This is a genomic window from Ideonella oryzae (assembly GCF_024055665.1).
GTDB lineage: Bacteria > Pseudomonadota > Gammaproteobacteria > Burkholderiales > Burkholderiaceae_C > Ideonella > Ideonella oryzae.
The window spans coordinates 244,567-261,500 of record NZ_JAMXMC010000004.1; the positions used below are offsets into that span (position 1 = coordinate 244,567).

The 16,934-nt window shown below is 66.4% G+C and carries 15 protein-coding genes and 1 other RNA gene; 12 read left to right on the forward strand and 4 right to left on the reverse strand.

Annotated elements, in window-relative coordinates; translation table 11 throughout:
• Positions 1–8: 8 nt before the first annotated feature.
• The 4 genes from ssrA to ompA all read right to left on the reverse strand — a co-directional run bounded on the left by ssrA (position 9) and on the right by ompA (position 2,473).
• Positions 9–379: a transfer-messenger RNA gene (gene ssrA / locus M0L44_RS08020) on the reverse strand.
• Positions 380–394: 15 nt separating this feature from the next.
• A complete protein-coding gene (gph, locus tag M0L44_RS08025; RefSeq protein WP_252769115.1) occupies positions 395–1,057 on the reverse strand; it encodes a phosphoglycolate phosphatase in 663 nt (220 codons plus the stop codon).
• On the reverse strand, positions 1,054–1,755 hold the full coding sequence (gene ubiG / locus M0L44_RS08030) for a bifunctional 2-polyprenyl-6-hydroxyphenol methylase/3-demethylubiquinol 3-O-methyltransferase UbiG (protein WP_252769116.1): 702 nt from the start codon (positions 1,753–1,755) through the stop codon (positions 1,054–1,056). The genes gph and ubiG overlap by 4 nt, the downstream gene beginning before the upstream one ends.
• 70 nt (positions 1,756–1,825) lie before the next feature.
• Entirely contained in the window at positions 1,826–2,473 is a 648-nt protein-coding gene (gene ompA, locus M0L44_RS08035; RefSeq protein ID WP_290429044.1) for an outer membrane protein OmpA, read from the reverse strand.
• A 273-nt stretch (positions 2,474–2,746) separates the two neighbouring features.
• On the opposite strand from ompA, the gene gyrA reads away from it, so the two are divergent.
• From gyrA to lapB, 12 genes are all read left to right on the forward strand, one after another.
• A complete protein-coding gene (gyrA, locus tag M0L44_RS08040; protein ID WP_252769117.1) occupies positions 2,747–5,377 on the forward strand; it encodes a DNA gyrase subunit A in 2,631 nt (876 codons plus the stop codon).
• Positions 5,374–5,946, forward strand: a complete 573-nt coding sequence (locus tag M0L44_RS08045; protein ID WP_252769118.1) for a DUF2059 domain-containing protein — start codon at positions 5,374–5,376, stop codon at positions 5,944–5,946. Before gyrA ends, M0L44_RS08045 begins: the two co-directional genes overlap by 4 nt.
• Positions 5,947–5,968: 22 nt before the next feature.
• Entirely contained in the window at positions 5,969–7,072 is a 1,104-nt protein-coding gene (gene serC / locus M0L44_RS08050; RefSeq protein ID WP_252769119.1) for a 3-phosphoserine/phosphohydroxythreonine transaminase, read from the forward strand.
• Entirely contained in the window at positions 7,065–8,180 is a 1,116-nt protein-coding gene (gene pheA / locus M0L44_RS08055; RefSeq protein ID WP_252769120.1) for a prephenate dehydratase, read from the forward strand. The genes serC and pheA overlap by 8 nt, the downstream gene beginning before the upstream one ends.
• 12 nt (positions 8,181–8,192) lie before the next feature.
• Positions 8,193–9,068, forward strand: coding sequence for a prephenate dehydrogenase (locus M0L44_RS08060; RefSeq protein WP_252769121.1), 876 nt, complete (start codon positions 8,193–8,195; stop codon positions 9,066–9,068).
• A gap of 61 nt (positions 9,069–9,129) precedes the next feature.
• Positions 9,130–11,145 carry a bifunctional 3-phosphoshikimate 1-carboxyvinyltransferase/cytidylate kinase gene (locus M0L44_RS08065; protein ID WP_252769122.1) on the forward strand — a complete coding sequence of 672 codons (2,016 nt, stop codon included), beginning with the start codon at positions 9,130–9,132 and terminating at the stop codon, positions 11,143–11,145.
• Between the two features lie 148 nt (positions 11,146–11,293).
• On the forward strand, positions 11,294–13,003 hold the full coding sequence (gene rpsA / locus M0L44_RS08070) for a 30S ribosomal protein S1 (protein ID WP_252769123.1): 1,710 nt from the start codon (positions 11,294–11,296) through the stop codon (positions 13,001–13,003).
• Positions 13,004–13,056: 53 nt separating this feature from the next.
• Positions 13,057–13,365, forward strand: coding sequence for an integration host factor subunit beta (locus tag M0L44_RS08075; RefSeq protein ID WP_151123576.1), 309 nt, complete (start codon positions 13,057–13,059; stop codon positions 13,363–13,365).
• A 74-nt stretch (positions 13,366–13,439) separates the two neighbouring features.
• On the forward strand, positions 13,440–14,336 hold the full coding sequence (kdoO, locus tag M0L44_RS08080; RefSeq protein WP_252769124.1) for a Kdo hydroxylase KdoO: 897 nt from the start codon (positions 13,440–13,442) through the stop codon (positions 14,334–14,336).
• Positions 14,333–15,460: a glycosyltransferase family 9 protein gene (locus M0L44_RS08085; RefSeq protein ID WP_252769125.1), complete on the forward strand. Its 1,128-nt coding sequence runs from the start codon at positions 14,333–14,335 to the stop codon at positions 15,458–15,460. Before kdoO ends, M0L44_RS08085 begins: the two co-directional genes overlap by 4 nt.
• Positions 15,461–15,484: 24 nt before the next feature.
• The gene (locus M0L44_RS08090) at positions 15,485–15,796 is read left to right on the forward strand and encodes a LapA family protein (protein ID WP_252769126.1); all 312 of its coding nucleotides are present in this window, start codon (positions 15,485–15,487) and stop codon (positions 15,794–15,796) included.
• Positions 15,786–16,934: a lipopolysaccharide assembly protein LapB gene (lapB, locus tag M0L44_RS08095; RefSeq protein WP_252769127.1), complete on the forward strand. Its 1,149-nt coding sequence runs from the start codon at positions 15,786–15,788 to the stop codon at positions 16,932–16,934. The genes M0L44_RS08090 and lapB overlap by 11 nt, the downstream gene beginning before the upstream one ends.

A 16,934-nucleotide genomic window follows, 5' to 3' on the forward strand; every position in this document is an offset into this window, starting at 1 on the left:
CTGTGTGATGGTGGAGCCGGGGGGAATTGAACCCCCGTCCGCAAGCCATCGCCAGGTAGATCTACATGTTTAGCTGACTGATTTGATTCTCGTACCCCCGGTCGCGCAGCAGCACGCTACCGGTGACACCAGCCACTTGATCTCGTCTCCTGATGCATGGCCAATCAGGAAACCAGCCCATGTGAATGACCTCTCAGCGCTTGCCTTGCGGCTCACGCCCGGCCCATGGGCCAACCGTTGAGAGGCTCACCGGTGTTTAAGCGGCGAGGGCGAAACGTTCGTCGTTCGCAGTTACTTGTTTCCAGTGGTTTTACGAGCGAACTGGTGCTCGACATGCACTATCCCGACTCCGCACCCACGTCGAAACCAGATCGGCCCCAGGATAGAGCGTAGTTTAGGCCAGATTCAGCCAGTTCAAGAGGTCCTGTGGCGTTTCGATGACCACATCGGCGCCCCACTCGCCCACGGCCGCGCCCAGGCCCAGGTAACCCCAGGTGACGGCGACGGTGCGCATGCCCGCCGCCCGCCCGGCCTGCACATCCCGCAGATCGTCGCCCACATAGACGCACTCGCTGGCAGCCACACCCAGGCGCGAAGCCGCTTCCAGCAGTGGTGCCGGGTGAGGCTTGGCATGGGCAGTGGTATCCCCGCAGACCAGCACGGCGCTGCGCTGGGCCAGGCCCAGCCCCTGCACCACCGGCTCCGCATAGCGGGTGGCCTTGTTGGTCACGATACCCCAGGGCAGGCCGCGCAAGGCCAGCTCATCCAGCAACCAGGCCGACTGGTCGAACACACGAGTCTGATCCAGAAGCCGCCCCTGATACTCGGCCAGGAACGCCTCCTTGAGTTCTTCAAACCCGTCGTCTCCGGGTTGGAGGCCAAAACCCGCACCCACCATCCCCCGCGCACCGCTGCCCACCAGGGGACGCAAGGTGGCGTAGGGCAGCGAGGACAGGCCCTGCCGCTGCCGGAGACGGTTGAGGGCTCCAGCCAGATCCGGCGCGCTGTCGATCAAGGTGCCGTCCAGATCGAACAGCAGTGCGGCGCAGGCCTTCATGCGCTCTTGCGGCAAGCCACCAGGTAGTTGACCGAGGTGTCAGACGACAACCAGTAGCGCTTGCTCAGGGGGTTGTATTCCATGCCTTTGAACCCCTCGACGGAGAGGCCGGCCGAGCGGATATGCGCCGACAACTCGCTGGGCTTGATGAAGCGCGCGTACTCGTGGGTGCCCTTGGGCAGCAGCTTGAGCAGATGTTCAGCCCCAACGATGGCGAAGAGGAAGGCCTTGGGGTTGCGGTTGAGCGTGGAGAAGAACACCCAGCCCCCCGGGCGAACGAGCTGCGCACAGGCACGGACGACCGAGGCTGGATCCGGCACATGCTCCAGCATCTCCATGCACGTCACCACATCGAAGCTCTCTGGCCGCTCGGCAGCCAGGTCTTCCACAGCCACCTCCCGGTAAGCCAGGTTCTCGACACCGGCCTCCAGCGCATGCAACTGGGCGACCTTCAAAGGCTTGGCCGAGAGATCAATGCCCAGGACCTTGGCTTTGCGGCGGGCCATCGACTCGGCCAGGATGCCGCCGCCACAGCCCACGTCCAGCACCTCGGCCTCTTCCAGTCGAGCCTGGGAGGCGATCCAGTCCAGACGCAAGGGATTGATCTGATGGAGGGGGGCAAATTCGCCTTCGGCGTCCCACCAGCGATGGGCCAATTCACCGAATTTGTCGAGTTCTTGGGGGTCTGCGTTCACCATGTGCGTGATGTTAGCGGCAGAAAAGAAAAAACCCCGCCAAGGCGGGGTTTTGAGCATCAGCCGAGGCTGATTACTTGGCGCGGGTACCGACCACTTCGATTTCCACGCGGCGGTTCTTGGCGCGGCCTTCGGCGGTCTTGTTGGAGGCCACGGGCTGCTTTTCGCCCTTGCCTTCGGTGTACACGCGGGTCTTCTCGATGCCCTTGCTCACCAGGTAAGCCTTGACGGAGTCAGCACGCTTGACCGACAGCTTCTGGTTGTAGGCGTCCGAGCCAACGCTGTCGGTGTGACCGACGGCGATGATGACTTCCAGGTTCATGCCGGAGGTCTTGGAAACCAGGTCGTCCAGCTTTTCCTTGGCGGCCGGCTTCAGGGTCGCCTTGTCAAAGTCGAAGAAGGCGTCAGCAGCGTAGGTCACCTTCTCGCTGGTCGGGGCGGCAGGCACCGCAGCGGGAGCGGGAGCCGGGGCCGGAGCCGGAGCAGCCGCAGGGGCGGGAGCCGGAGCGGGAGCGGCCGGAGCAGGCACGCCATCGCAACCCTGAACGCCGGTGGCCGGGGTCCAGTTGCTGTCACGCCAGCACAGTTCGTTGGTGCCGTTCTTCCAAACGGTGCCGTCCGTAGCGCGCCAGTTGTCGACCGACTGGGCCAGAGCGCTCGACAGGGGAGCGGCAAGCGCAGCGGCTGCAAACAGCATCGCCACCTTGTTCAGTTTCTTCATGATTCTCCTCTCAAGGAAAGCCGCAGGTTGTCTGCGATATGTCCAAATCGGAAGCGAGATAAACGACAGGCAGCCCAAGGAAAGGACCTGCTTGCCATCGACGACTGATTGTGCCATAGGGCGTCCGATTGCCCGTATTGTGTGCCAGGGCCCGCCCAAAGCGACCGCTCTTGTTGCTCCAGAGCCACAAGAGCCCCGGTTTAGAATCGGCCGTTCGACCTGCTGCGCCCACCCCCCTGTGGCGCCCTTCTGGCTTCGCGTCCCGCCCTCTCCATGACTTCATTCGCCAAGGAAACCCTGCCCATCAGCCTCGAGGAGGAGATGCGGCGTTCGTATCTGGACTACGCGATGAGCGTCATCGTCGGGCGCGCCCTGCCCGACGCACGCGACGGGCTGAAGCCGGTGCACCGGCGCGTGCTGTTCGCAATGAACGAGATGGGCAACACCTACAACGCCAAGTACCGGAAGAGTGCTCAGGCCGTGGGTGAGACCATGGGTAAGTACCATCCGCACGGTGACTCGGCCATTTACGACACGATCGTGCGCATGGCCCAGGACTTCTCGCTGCGCCACATGCTGATTGATGGCCAAGGCAACTTCGGCTCTATCGATGGCGACAACGCGGCGGCCATGCGGTACACCGAAATTCGCCTGGCAAAGATCTCAAATGAGATGCTTTCCGACATCGACAAGGAAACCGTCGATTTCGGGCCAAACTATGACGGCAGCCTTCAAGAGCCGATGGTGCTGCCAGCGCGTCTGCCCAATTTGCTGGTCAATGGCTCGGCCGGTATTGCGGTGGGCATGGCCACCAATATCCCGCCACACAACCTCAATGAGGTGGTGGATGCCTGCCTGCACCTGCTGAAGGCGCCGGAAGCCACGCTGGAGCAGTTGATGGAGATCATCCCGGCGCCGGACTTCCCGACCGCCGGCATCATCTATGGCGTCAATGGCGTGCGCGAGGGCTACCGCACCGGCCGCGGCAAGGTCGTCATGCGCGCCAAGGTCCACTTCGAGGACATCGACTGCGGCCAGCGCCAAGCGATCATCGTTGACGAGATTCCCTATCAGGTCAACAAGAAGACGCTCCTGGAACGCATCGCCGAGCTGGTGCACGAGAAGAAGCTCGAGGGCATCAGCCACATCCAGGACGAGTCCGACAAGTCCGGCATGCGGGTGGTGATCGAGCTCAAGCGCGGCGAAGTGCCCGAGGTGGTGCTCAACAACCTGTACAAGCAGACCCAGCTGCAGGATACCTTCGGCATCAACATGGTGGCGCTGATGGATGGCCAGCCCAAGCTGTGCAACCTCAAGCAGCTGCTGGAGATCTTCCTGGAGCACCGCCGCGAGGTGGTGACCCGGCGCACCGTCTACGAACTGCGCAAGGCCCGCGAGCGCGGCCATGTGCTGGAAGGCCTGGCCGTCGCGCTGGCCAACATCGACGAATTCATCCGCATCATCAAGGAATCGCCCACCCCGCCGGTGGCCAAGCTGGCCCTGATGCAGCAGAGCTGGGACTCTTCGCTGGTGCGTGAGATGCTCTCGCGCGCCGAGGGCGAAAACCCCGGTGGCGCCGCGGCGTACCGCCCGGAAGGCCTGCCAATGCAGCTCGGCATGCAGCCCGACGGTCTGTACCGCCTTTCCGAGGACCAGGCCGGCGAGATTCTGCAGATGCGTCTGCAGCGCCTGACGGGCCTGGAGCAGGACAAGATCATCGGCGAGTACCGCGAGGTGATGGCCCAGATCGCCGACCTGCTGGACATCCTGTCCAAGCCGGCGCGGGTGACGACGATCATCAGCGACGAACTGGTCGCCCTGCGCCAGGAATTCGGTCAAACCAAGGTCGGCGCACGCCGCTCGGTGGTCGAACACAACGTGCAGGAACTGGGCACCGAGGATCTGATCACGCCCACCGACATGGTGGTGACACTCAGCCACACCGGCTACATCAAGAGCCAGCCGCTGGCCGAATACCGCGCCCAGCGCCGTGGCGGCCGCGGCAAGCAGGCCACCGCCACCAAGGAAGACGACTGGGTCGACCAGCTCTTCATCGCCAACACCCATGACTGGATCCTGTGCTTCAGCGATCTGGGACGGGTGTACTGGCTCAAGGTCTGGGAGGTGCCGCAGGGCGGCCGCGCCAGCCGTGGCAAGCCCATCGTCAACATGTTCCCGCTGCAACCGGGCGAGAAGGTGACCGTGGTGCTGCCGCTGACCGGCGAGTTCCGCAGCTTCCCCGAAGATCACTACGTCTTCATGGCCACCAAGATGGGCACGGTCAAGAAGACGCCGCTGAACGATTTCAGCAACCCGCGCAAGGCCGGCATCATCGCGGTGGGCCTGGACGAGGGAGACTTCCTGATCGGTGCCGCACTGACGGACGGCAAGCACGACGTCATGCTCTTCAGCGACAGCGGCAAGGCCGTGCGCTTTGACGAGGACGATGTGCGCCCGATGGGCCGCAGCGCCCGCGGCGTGCGCGGCATGATGCTGGAAGACGGCCAGTCGCTGATCGCGATGCTGGTGGCCGAGGACGAAACCCAGTCCGTGCTGACCGCCACCGAGAACGGCTTCGGCAAGCGCACCTCCATCGTCGAGTACACCCGCCACGGCCGTGGCACCAAGGGGATGATCGCCATCCAGCAGAGCGAGCGCAACGGCAAGGTCGTGGCCGCCACGCTGGTGCGGCCGGAGGACGAGATCATGCTGATCACCGACAAGGGCGTGCTGGTGCGCACCCGCGTCGCCGAAATCCGCGAGCTGGGCCGCGCCACGCAGGGGGTCACGCTGATCGCCCTGGACGACGGCGCCAAGCTGAGCGGCCTGCAACGCATCGTCGAAAACGATGCAGGCGCCGCCGATGGCGACGCGAACGGTTCGACCGAGGACACTGCTGAATGACTCCCAAGATGACCCGCTGGACCGTGGCCCTGGCCGCCAGCCTGCTGCTGACCGGCCTGGCCCAAGCCCAAACAAAGAAGGATCTGGCCGCCAAGGTGGTCCAACTTCAGCAAATCTATTACAGCCGGATTGGTCAACAGTTGGCCGGGAACACGGCCCAGTCCCTGCTGCAGCAAGCTGGGGCCGCGATATCTCAGTTGCCTGCTGACAAACGCGAAGCTGTTGCCAAGGACGTTCAAGCCGATGTCAAAAAGTTCTACGACAGCACCTCGGCCACGCTGACTGACAAAGCAGGAAAGATCGCACTCGCAAACGTACCTGCCGAGTTGGAGTCCAAGTTCAGCGAAGAGGAACTCAAGCAGATCATCGCGTTTTTGGAATCGCCTGTTTCCAAGAAGTTCGATGACACCATGGGCAGCACCATGGGAATGGTGACCGACAAGTTGCTAACCGATTCGCGCAGCGTCATGGAGCCCAAAATCAAAGCGCTGCAGGAGTCGATCCAAAAGCGCCTGAGTGCAGCCGCCAGCACGCCGGCCGCTTCGGCCGCCAAGCCCGCCAAGAAGTAACCTCTCACCTCCGCCCACGCGCATGAGCACGCCGCACCGCCCCTACAACTTCTCCGCCGGCCCGGCTGTCCTGCCCGAAGAGGTGCTGCGCCAGGCCGCCGAGGAGATGCTGGACTGGCATGGCTCGGGCATGAGCGTGATGGAGATGAGCCACCGCGGCAAGGAATTCATCTCCATCTACGAGGACGCAGAGCGCACCGTGCGTGCGCTGCTGCAGGTGCCGGCGAATTTCCGCATTCTGTTCATGCAGGGTGGCGGTCTGGGCGAGAACGCCATCGTGCCGATGAACCTCTCCCGAGGCGGCCTGGTGGACGTGGTCGTCACCGGCTCCTGGAGCCAGAAGTCACTCAAAGAGGCCGGCAAGTACGCCGATGCCCGCGCCGCCGCCAGCAACGAGGCCGATGGCCACCACAGCCTGCCTGCGCCGGCCGGCTGGCAGTTGCGTGACGGTGCAGCCTACGCGCACATCTGCTCCAACGAGACGATCCACGGCATCGAGTACCCCGAACTGCCCGATCTGGCGGCCCTGGGCAGCACCGCCCCCCTGGTGGTCGACGCCTCCTCGCACATCCTCTCGCGCGGCATCGACTGGTCCCGCGTGGGCGCGCTGTTCGCCGGCGCGCAGAAGAACATCGGCCCGGCCGGCGTGACCCTGGTCTTCGTGCGCGAGGACCTGCTGGACCGCGCCCTGCCCATCTGCCCCTCGGCCTTCAACTACAAGTTGGTGGCCGAGAACCAGTCCATGTTCAACACCCCGCCGACGTACGGCATCTACATCGCCGGTCTGGTCTTCCAGTGGGTCCAGCGCCAGGGCGGGGTGCCCGAAATGGAGCGGCGCGCCATCGCCCGCTCCACCCTGGTCTACGACGCCCTGGACCACAGCGACGGCTTCTACCGCAACCCGGTGGCGCCCGCTGCCCGCTCCCGGATGAACATCCCGTTCTTCCTGGCGGATGAATCGCTCAACGACGCCTTCCTCGCCGGAGCACGCGAGGCAGGCCTGCTGCAACTCAAGGGCCACAAGTCCGTGGGGGGCATGCGCGCTTCGCTCTACAACGCCATGCCGCTCGCCGGTGCCCAGGCACTGGTGGATTACCTCCAAGACTTTGCCCGCCGCCATGGCTGACCCCCAAGCCACCCCGCCCGACGTTCCCGAAGAACTGCTGGCCCTGCGCCACCAGATCGACACCCTCGACCGCGACCTGCTGGCCCTGGTCAACCGGCGCGCAGCGCTGGCCCAGGCCGTGGGCGAGATCAAGAAGAAGGAAGGCTCGGTCGTCTTCCGCCCCGAGCGCGAGGCCCAGGTCATCGATGGCCTGAAAGCCGTCAACCCCGGCCCGCTGAAGACCGAAAGCATCGCCCCCATCTGGCGCGAGGTGATGTCGGCCTGCCGCGCCCTGGAGACGCCCACCCGCGTGGCCTTCCTCGGCCCGGCCGGCACTTTCAGCGAGGAAGCTGCCCTGGGCTTCTTTGGCGCCTCCATCGTGCGGGTGCCCTGCGCCAGCATCGACGATGTGTTTCGCACCACCGCCGCCGGCGCGGCCGACTTCGGTGTGGTGCCGGTCGAGAACTCCACCGAGGGCGTGGTCGCCCGCTCGCTGGATATTTTCCTGACCACCCCGCTGTTCATCATCGGCGAGACCAGCCTCTTCGTGCGGCACAACCTGCTGCGCAAGGAAAACCAGCTGGAAGGCATCGAGGCTGTGGTGGCCCACCCGCAGGCCCTGGCGCAGTGCCACGGCTGGCTGTCGGCCCACCTGCCCCAGGTGGAGCGCCGCCCGGTCTCCAGCAACGCCGAAGGGGCCCGCCTGGCGGCCCTGGACCCGAAGCTGGCGGCCATTGCCAGCGCACGCGCGGGCAGCGAGTACGGTCTGCACCTGGTCGCTCCCGCCATCCAGGACGACACCCACAACCGTACCCGCTTCGCCATCGTCACCGATCCGCACCGCCACCCCGTGCCACGCGCCTCGGGCCACGACTGCACCAGCCTGGTGGTTTCGGTGAGCAACCGGCCCGGTGCCGTGCACGACATGCTGGTGCCACTCAAGCAGCACGGCGTGTCGATGACGCGCTTCGAATCCCGCCCGGCGCGGTCCGGTCAGTGGGAGTACTACTTCTACATCGACTTGCAGGGCCACCCGGACGACCCGCAGGTGGCCACCGCGCTGCGCGAGTTGCGCAGTGCCTGCGCTTACTTCAAGGTGCTGGGCACCTACCCGCTGGACGTGCACTGAGCCATGGCGGCGATGTTCAAGCAACTCGGCCTGATCGGCTGCGGCCTGATGGGCGGCTCCTTCGCCCTGGCCATGAAGCAAGCCGGGCTGGTGGACCGGGTGATCGGCTACAGCAAGTCGCCCTCCACCACCGAGAAGGCCAGGCAGCTGGGCGTGATCGACCAGGCCGCCGAGAGCGCGCTGCTGGCCGTCTCCGGCGCCGACGTGGTGCTGCTGGCGGTGCCGGTGGCGGCCACCGAGCCCACCTTCAAGGCCATCCGCCACCTGGTCAGCCCCCACACCCTGTTCATGGATGTGGGCAGCACCAAGCGCGATGTGGTGGACGCCGCCCGCCGTGCCCTGAAGGACCGCGTCGGCGCCTTCGTGCCGGCCCACCCCATCGCGGGCAAGGAACTCTCTGGCGTGCAGCACGCCGATGCTCAGCTCTATCGCGAGCAGCAGGTCATCCTCACCCCCTTGCCCCAGACCCGACCGGAGCTGGTCGAGAAGGCCCGGGCCCTCTGGGGTGCCTTGGGGGCGCGGGTGAGGGTGATGACGCCGGAGGCCCACGATGCCGCCTTCGCGGCCGTGAGCCACTTTCCCCACCTGCTGGCCTTTGCCTACTTCACCGGCATCCTGCAGCAGGAACAGGCCGAAGAGTTCCTGCGCCTGGCCGGCCCGGGCTTCCGCGACTTCACCCGCATCGCGGCCAGCGATCCGGCGATGTGGCGTGACGTGCTGATCGCCAACCGCGAGGAAATCCTCAAGCAGTCCGAATTCTTCCGTGGCGCCCTGGGCGTGCTGGAGCAGACCCTGAGAGACTGCGAAGGCGACGCGCTGGAGGCGCTGGTGCGTGGCGTGTCCGAGGCTCGCAGCCACTGGCGCATGGGCTCCGGCCGCCCGCGCTGAGGCCTTTTCTCCCTGACGCCGGCCCGCCTGCCTTGCCGGGCCGCTTTTCCTGTCGTCCGCCATGTACACGACCGAATTCCTCGACCTCCCTCCCCTGGTCCGTGCCGGTGGCCGCGTGCGTCTGCCCGGCTCCAAGAGCATCTCCAACCGTGTGCTGCTGCTGGCCGGTCTGGCGGCCGGCACCACCGAAGTCCATGATCTGCTGGATTCGGACGACACGCGGGTGATGCTCGACGCCCTGCGCCTGCTGGGCTGTGGCCTGCAACGTGACGGCGAGGTGCTGAAGGTCACCGGGCTGGGCGGACAGCTGGCCCGCAAGGACACCCAGCTCTTCCTGGGCAATGCCGGCACCGCCATGCGGCCGCTGACGGCTGCCCTGGCCGTGCTGGCAGCCAGCCAGGGCGGCCAGTTCCAGCTCTCAGGTGTGGCCCGCATGCACGAACGGCCGATTGGCGACTTGGTGCAGGCCCTGCGCCAGCTGGGCTGCCCGGTGGCCGACCTGGGACAGCCGGGGTTCCCGCCGCTGCAGGTGGGTGATGGCGCACTGCACGCCCTGAACACCGCGGCCCCCATCCGCGTGCGCGGCGATGTCTCCAGCCAGTTCCTCACCGCCCTGCTGCTGGCCCTGCCCCTGGTCACCGCCCAGGGCCCGGTGGCCATCGAGGTCGACGGCGAGCTGATCTCCAAGCCCTACATCGACATCACGCTGCGCCTGCTGGCGCGCTTCGGCATCGCAGTGGAGCGCGAGGGCTACCAGCGCTTCGTGCTGCCTCAGGGCTCGGCCTACCGCACCCCCGGCCGCATCCATGTGGAGGGTGATGCCTCGTCGGCTTCCTATTTCATCGCGCTGGGCGCCATCGCGGGCACGGACCAGCCGGTGCGCATCGAAGGTGTGGGGCTGGACTCCATCCAGGGCGACATCCGCTTCGTCGAAGCCGCCCAGGCCATGGGCGCGCAGGTGATGGGTGGCCCGGGCTGGCTGGAGGTGCAGCGCGGTGCCTGGCCGCTCAAAGCCCTGACGCTGGACTGCAACCACATCCCCGACGCGGCCATGACCCTGGCCGTGATGGCGCTCTACGCCGACGGCCCCACCCGGCTGAACAACATCGCGAGCTGGCGGGTGAAGGAAACCGACCGCATCGCCGCCATGGCCACCGAGCTGCGCAAGCTGGGTGCCACCGTCACCGAGGGCCCCGACTTCATCGAGATCCAGCCCCTGGCCGGCCCCTGGCAGGCGGCCAGCATCCACACCTACGACGACCACCGCATGGCCATGTGCCTGTCGCTGGCCGCCTTCAACCCGCTGGTGGCGGGTGAACCCGGTGCCCCGGTGCGCATCCTGGACCCCAAGTGCGTGGGCAAGACCTTCCCGGACTACTTCGAGACCCTGTTCGAGGTGGTCACGCCTGCCGCGAACCAGGTGCCGGTGTTGACCGTCGACGGCCCCACCGCCTCCGGCAAGGGCACGTTGGCCAGCGAGCTGGCCCGCCGGCTGGGCTTCCACCTGCTCGATTCTGGCGCCCTGTACCGGGCCACAGCCCTGGCCGCTCAGGATGCCGGCGTCTCCCTGGACGACGAGGCGGCCCTGGCCGAGTTGGCCGGGCGCCTGGCGCTGCGTTTCGAGGGCCAGCGCGTCTACCTGGCCGGGCGGGACATCACCGATCCGCTGCGCCTCGAATCCACCGGGGGCATGGCCTCGCGGGTGTCGGTGCACCCCGCCGTGCGCCAGGCCCTGCACCAGCTGCAGCTCTCCTTCCGCCGGGCCCCGGGCCTGGTGGCCGATGGCCGCGACATGGGCACGGTGATCTTTCCCGGCGCCTCGCTCAAGGTGTTTCTCACCGCCAGCGTCGAGCAGCGGGCCGAGCGGCGCTATAAGCAGTTGATTTCCAAGGGGGTTTCTGCTAACCTTCCGCAGATTCAGTCTGACCTGCGGTTGCGGGACGAGCGGGATGCGAACCGATCGGTTGCACCTTGCAGGCCGGCTGAAGATGCGATGCTGCTGGACAACTCGGCGCTGTCGATCGAAGACTCGGTCGTGCAATGCCTGGGCTGGTGGCGGCAACGCAGGCCGTTCTGAGCTGCTCACTCGGTTCGGCTGGGCCCACCACCCTTCCCTCCTGGCGCGTCCTGTGCCTTCAAGGGCGGTGAATCCGTCAACCTAACCCCAGCGGCCTTGCAAACCGCACAGCTGTCGGCGGCGTCCGCCCGCTGACTCAGGAAATCCCATGTCCCAGACTCAAACCGCCGATTTCGGTGGAGACTCCTTCGCCGCTCTGTTCGAGGAATCGCTGCAGAAGAGCGAAATGCGCTCGGGTGAAGTCATCACCGCCGAGGTGGTGCGCATCGAGCACAGCTTCGTGGTCGTCAATGCCGGCCTGAAGAGCGAAGCCTATGTGCCCATCGACGAATTCAAGAACGACCAGGGCGAAATCGAAGTCCAGGTCGGCGACTTCGTCTCGGTGGCCATCGACGCCGTCGAAAACGGCTACGGCGACACCATCCTGTCGCGCGACAAGGCCAAGCGCCTGGCCTCCTGGCTGTCGCTGGAAACCGCTCTGGAGTCTGGCGACTTCGTGACCGGCACCGTCTCCGGCAAGGTCAAGGGTGGCCTGACCGTTCTGGTCAACGGCATCCGCGCCTTCCTGCCCGGCTCGCTGCTGGACACCCGCCCCGTGAAGGACATGTCGCCCTTCGAGGGCAAGACCATGGAATTCAAGGTCATCAAGCTCGACCGCAAGCGCAACAACGTCGTGCTGTCGCGCCGTGCCGTGGTTGAAGCCTCGATGGGCGAAGAGCGCGCCAAGCTGCTGGAGACGCTGCACGAAGGTGCCATCGTCAACGGCGTGGTCAAGAACATCACCGAATACGGTGCGTTCGTGGACCTGGGCGGCATCGACGGCCTGCTGCACATCACCGACATGGCATGGCGCCGTGTCCGTCACCCGAGCGAAGTGGTGACCGTGGGTCAAGAGCTGACCGCCAAGGTCCTGAAGTTCGACGCCGAGAAGAACCGCGTTTCGCTGGGCATCAAGCAACTGGGCGATGACCCCTGGATGGGCGTGGCCCGCCGCTACCCGACGGGCACCCGCCTGTTCGGCAAGGTCACCAACATCGCCGACTACGGTGCCTTCGTCGAGATCGAGCCGGGCATCGAAGGCCTGGTGCACGTCTCCGAGATGGACTGGACCAACAAGAACGTCGCTCCCTCCAAGGTGGTCACCCTGGGCGAGGAAGTCGAAGTCATGGTCCTGGAAATCGACGAAGACAAGCGTCGCATCTCCCTGGGCATGAAGCAGTGCAAGGCCAACCCCTGGGAAGAGTTCTCGGCCACCGTCAAGCGCGGCGACCGCGTCAAGGGCCCGATCAAGTCGATCACCGACTTCGGCGTCTTCGTGGGTCTGGCTGCCGGCATCGACGGCCTGGTGCACCTGTCCGACCTGTCGTGGCACGAAGCGGGCGAAACCGCTGTGCGCAACTACAAGAAGGGCCAGGAAGTCGAAGCGATCGTTCTGGGCATCGACGTCGAGCGCGAGCGCATCTCCCTGGGCATCAAGCAGCTGGATGGCGACCCCTTCGCGACCTTCACCTCGGTCAATGACCGCGGCGTGATCGTGAACGGCACCGTCAAGACCGTCGACGCCCGTGGCGCCGAAGTGCAGCTGGCCGACGATGTGATGGGCTACCTGCGCGCTTCCGAAATCAGCCGCGACCGCGTCGAAGACGCCCGCAACGTGCTGAAGGAAGGCGACGAAGTCTCGGTGATGATCGTCAACGTGGACCGCAAGACCCGCAACATCCAGCTGTCGATCAAGGCCAAGGACCAAGCCGACCAGCAGGAAGCCATGCAGCGTCTGTCCGCCGAGAACACCGGCAACGCCGGCACCACCAGCCTGGGCGCCCTGCTGCGCGCCAAGCTGGACCAAGGCAGCAACTGATCGCTGTCCACCGACGTCTGTTCCTCCACCCGACCCGAGCCCTGTCCTGACCCATGACGCGTTCTGATCTCGTTGCCAAGCTGGCTGAGCGATTTGCCCAACTGACGCAGCGCGACACCGAGTTCGCGGTCAAGACCACGCTCGATGCGATGTCCGACGCCCTGGCGCGCGGGCACCGCATCGAGATTCGGGGCTTCGGGAGCTTCTCGATCAGCCGCCGACCGCCGCGCATGGGCCGCAACCCACGCTCCGGCGAGAAGGTGACGATTCCCGAGAAGCTGGTGCCGCACTTCAAACCGGGCAAAGCCCTGCGCGAGGGTGTGGATGCCAGCCTGCCGGTGGACAATACAGACGGTCGGTAAGCGCCTGCTCTTCGGGGCAGACGCCCCTTGGAACACACTCATCGACGCTCGGGCCCTCCCGGGCGTTTTTCATCATGGCCCGCCTCGACGAGATTCTTCAGACCCACGGCGACAGCGACTGGCAGGATGGCCAGCCGGGCGCGACCACCCACGCAGTGGAGTCCTCGCTGGAAACGGGCCATGTGCTCGTCTTCCCCCAGTTGCGCTTCGTGCTGAGCGCGGCAGAAGAGCGCTTTCTCGACACCCGCTACGCGGACCCGGCCACCAAGAACATCAGTCTGCGGGGTGCGCAGGCCCTGATGCGTGGCGCCGTGGGCAGCGCCGAAGAACTCGTCGAACTGCGCGCGATGTTGATCCGCTTCCGGGACCAGGCCACCGCGCTGGCGCAGCGCCTGTTCCCCCACTACACCGGCAAGCTGCAGGTTGCCAACACCTCCTACCGGCCGATCTCCGTCGAAGGCCGCGAGACCAGCTGGCGCAAGGACGACACCCGCCTGCATGTGGACGCCTTCCCGTCCAACCCGACCCAGGGCGCCCGCCTGCTGCGCATCTTCACCAACGTGAACCCGGGTACCCAGCCGCGCGTCTGGCGCGTGGGCGAGGACTTCCAGGACTTCGCCGGCACCTTCCTGCCACGCATCAAGCGCCCCCTGCCCGGCTCCGGCTGGCTGCTGGAGGCCCTGCACGTCACCAAGCAACGCCGCACCGAGTTCGACCACCTGATGCTGGGCCTGCACGACGGCGCCAAGGCCGACATGGCCTGGCAGCGCGACTGCCCACAACGCGAGGTGGCCTTCGCTCCCGGCACCACCTGGGTGGTGTTCAGCGATCAGGTGCTGCACGCGGTCATGTCCGGCCAGTTCATGATGGAGCAGACCTTCTGGCTGTCGCCGGCCGATCAGCAACAGCCCCAACACGCTCCCCTGCAGGTGCTGGAACGGATGACCGGCCGCCGCCTGGGTCTCTCATGACCGGGCTGGCCGAACGGGCAATTGCCCTGGCACCTCGCCGGATCCTGATCGTTCGTCTCAGCGCGCTGGGCGACGTGGTGCTCAGCTCCGGCCTGATCCCGGCCCTCAAGGCCCGCTGGCCCGAGGCCCGGCTGAGCTGGCTGGTGGATGCCCCGGCCGCACCGCTGCTGGCCCACAACCCACGGCTGGACGAATTGCGGGTGCTGCCGCTGAGCCAGTGGAAGCAGCTCTGGCGCTCGGGCCATCGCCTGCAGGCCTGGCGCGCCTTCCGGGCCTGGGCGCACGAGCTGCGCGCCCAGGAATTCGATCTGGTGATCGACCCCCAGGGGCTGTTCAAGAGCGGTGTGTGCGGCTGGCTCAGCGGTGCTCCGCTGCGGATGAGCCTGTGGCCCCGCGAGGGCAACCAGCTCTTCGTGCACGACTGCGTCCGCCCGGCCGTTCCGCCCGGTCCCGAACGCATCATCTCCTTCGAATACCGCGCCCTGGCGGATGCCGTGGGCGCACCGGAGTTCCGGCTGGACCTGGCTGTGGGAGAAGCCCCGCGCCAGCGCGCCATCCAGGTCATGCGAGAGGCCGGCATCGCCGGCCGCCCAACCGCCATCCTGGCCCCCTTCACCACCCGTCCCCAGAAGCACTGGCTGGAGGAACGCTGGCCCGTGCTGGCCGCCGCGCTGTGGGAGGCCGGCTACCAGCCTGTGATCCTGGGTGGACCGGGCGACCGGGCCGGCGCCGAGCGCATGGCCAGCCGGGAAGCCCGGATCGTCAACCTGGCGGGTCGCCTCAAGCTGGACGAGACGGTGGCCGCCATTGCGCAGAGCCAACTGCTGATTGGCGTGGACACCGGCCTCACCCACATGGGCATCGCGCTGGGCCTGCCCACGGTCGCGCTGTTCGGCTCTACCGCCCCCTACCTGCATGCCGGCACTGACCGTGTGAAGGTGCTGTACAAGGCCCTGCCGTGCTCGCCCTGCCACCGCGCCCCAAGCTGCCAAGGTCGGTTCGACTGCATGCACGAGCTCTCTGTTGCCGAGGTCATGCAAACCGTGCACCAGGTCGCCCTGGCGCCCAAGCCCGTCCAGGGAAACTCGATCCCCAGGCCGGAATCGGGGGCCGGACATCCTTAGAATGCATCCATTCGTGGAGTGGCGATGCGTGTCTTCGTGTGGCTCTTGCGAGCCTTTCTCTTCTTTGCCCTGTTCGCCTTTGCCCTGAACAACCAGCAGGTGGTCACGGTGCATTGGTTCTTCGGTTTCGTGTGGAACGCGCCGTTGGTCATCGTCGTGCTGGCAGCGCTGGCGGCGGGGCTGGTCTTTGGCGTGCTGTCCATGACGCCGAGCTGGTGGCGTCAGCGACGTCGAGCCCAGCAGCGCCCTGTCGCAGAAACTCCTCCCAGCGCGGAGGCGGGCCCCACGGCGGTCGCCGCGCACGCCATTCCGGCCGACTTCCCCGATGGAATTTGAACTTCAATGGTTGCTGATCGGCCTGCCGATCGCCTTCGCACTGGGTTGGCTGGGTTCGCGGCTGGATCTGCGACAGGTGCGTCGCGAACAGCGCGATGCCCCCAAGGCCTATTTCAAGGGCCTGAACCTGTTGCTCAACGAGCAACAGGACAAGGCCATCGACGCCTTCATCGAGGCTGTCCAAAACGATCCGGACACGACCGAGCTGCACTTCGCGCTGGGCAACCTGTTCCGTCGTCGGGGTGAGTTCGAACGCGCCGTGCGGGTGCATCAGCACCTTCTGGGGCGGGCCGACCTGGGCAACACCGAACGTGACCGCGCACAGTACGCTCTCGCCCAGGACTTCATGAAGGCTGGTCTCTTCGATCGTGCCGAAGAGGCCTACCGCGCCCTGCTGGGCACGCCCTTCGACACCGAAGCCCGGCTGGCCCTGCTGAACCTGTATGAGCGTTCCCGTGACTGGCACGCGGCCGCCGAAGTAGCCGCCGTGCTGGAGCACAACGGCATCGGGTCCTTCGGGCAGCGGATCGCGCACCACTGGTGCGAACTGGCGCTGGAAGCCGATGCCCGCCAAAGTGCCGAAGAAGCCGACAAGGCCCTGGCCCATGCCCGCAAGGCTGCGCCCCAGGCCCCACGCCCCCTGTTGATCGCCGGTCAGCGGCTGGCACGGCAGGGCCTGCCGGCACAGGCCCTGGCCATCTGGAACGAACTGCGTGCCCGCGACGTCGCAGCCTTTGCACTGATCGGCCAGGAGTACGTGAACGCCGCCCGGGCCTGTGGTCAGACCGATGCCGCGCGCCAGGCCCTGCATGAAGCCTACGAGCGTGCGCCCAGTCTGGACTTGCTGAGGGCCTGTGCTTCGCTGGATGGACACGAACTCAGCGCCGACCCGGCCCTGCTGCAGCATCTGCAAAAGAAACCCACCCTGGGTGCCGCTGCCGCCATGCTGCAGCGCCCGCTGTCCCAATGGGACGAACCGGCCGCCCAGGCCGTGCGCGTGGCCGTCGGCCGCGCGGCCCAGCCGCTGCAGCGCTACCGCTGCGCTGCCTGCGGATTCGAGGCCCAGCGCCACTTCTGGCAATGCCCTGGTTGTCTGAGCTGGGACAGCTTCCCGCCCGAGCGGATTGAAGAACTCTGA

Excerpts from the sequence above, each read along its gene's own strand:
- gph (WP_252769115.1), bottom strand. The coding sequence starts at position 1,057 with ATGAAGGCCTGCGCCGCACTGCTGTTCGATCTGGACGGCACCTTGATC.
- ubiG (WP_252769116.1), bottom strand. The coding sequence starts at position 1,755 with ATGGTGAACGCAGACCCCCAAGAACTCGACAAATTCGGTGAATTGGCC.
- ompA (WP_290429044.1), bottom strand. The coding sequence starts at position 2,473 with ATGAAGAAACTGAACAAGGTGGCGATGCTGTTTGCAGCCGCTGCGCTT.
- gyrA (WP_252769117.1), top strand. The coding sequence starts at position 2,747 with ATGACTTCATTCGCCAAGGAAACCCTGCCCATCAGCCTCGAGGAGGAG.
- M0L44_RS08045 (WP_252769118.1), top strand. The coding sequence starts at position 5,374 with ATGACTCCCAAGATGACCCGCTGGACCGTGGCCCTGGCCGCCAGCCTG.
- serC (WP_252769119.1), top strand. The coding sequence starts at position 5,969 with ATGAGCACGCCGCACCGCCCCTACAACTTCTCCGCCGGCCCGGCTGTC.
- pheA (WP_252769120.1), top strand. The coding sequence starts at position 7,065 with ATGGCTGACCCCCAAGCCACCCCGCCCGACGTTCCCGAAGAACTGCTG.
- M0L44_RS08060 (WP_252769121.1), top strand. The coding sequence starts at position 8,193 with ATGTTCAAGCAACTCGGCCTGATCGGCTGCGGCCTGATGGGCGGCTCC.
- M0L44_RS08065 (WP_252769122.1), top strand. The coding sequence starts at position 9,130 with ATGTACACGACCGAATTCCTCGACCTCCCTCCCCTGGTCCGTGCCGGT.
- rpsA (WP_252769123.1), top strand. The coding sequence starts at position 11,294 with ATGTCCCAGACTCAAACCGCCGATTTCGGTGGAGACTCCTTCGCCGCT.
- M0L44_RS08075 (WP_151123576.1), top strand. The coding sequence starts at position 13,057 with ATGACGCGTTCTGATCTCGTTGCCAAGCTGGCTGAGCGATTTGCCCAA.
- kdoO (WP_252769124.1), top strand. The coding sequence starts at position 13,440 with ATGGCCCGCCTCGACGAGATTCTTCAGACCCACGGCGACAGCGACTGG.
- M0L44_RS08085 (WP_252769125.1), top strand. The coding sequence starts at position 14,333 with ATGACCGGGCTGGCCGAACGGGCAATTGCCCTGGCACCTCGCCGGATC.
- M0L44_RS08090 (WP_252769126.1), top strand. The coding sequence starts at position 15,485 with ATGCGTGTCTTCGTGTGGCTCTTGCGAGCCTTTCTCTTCTTTGCCCTG.
- lapB (WP_252769127.1), top strand. The coding sequence starts at position 15,786 with ATGGAATTTGAACTTCAATGGTTGCTGATCGGCCTGCCGATCGCCTTC.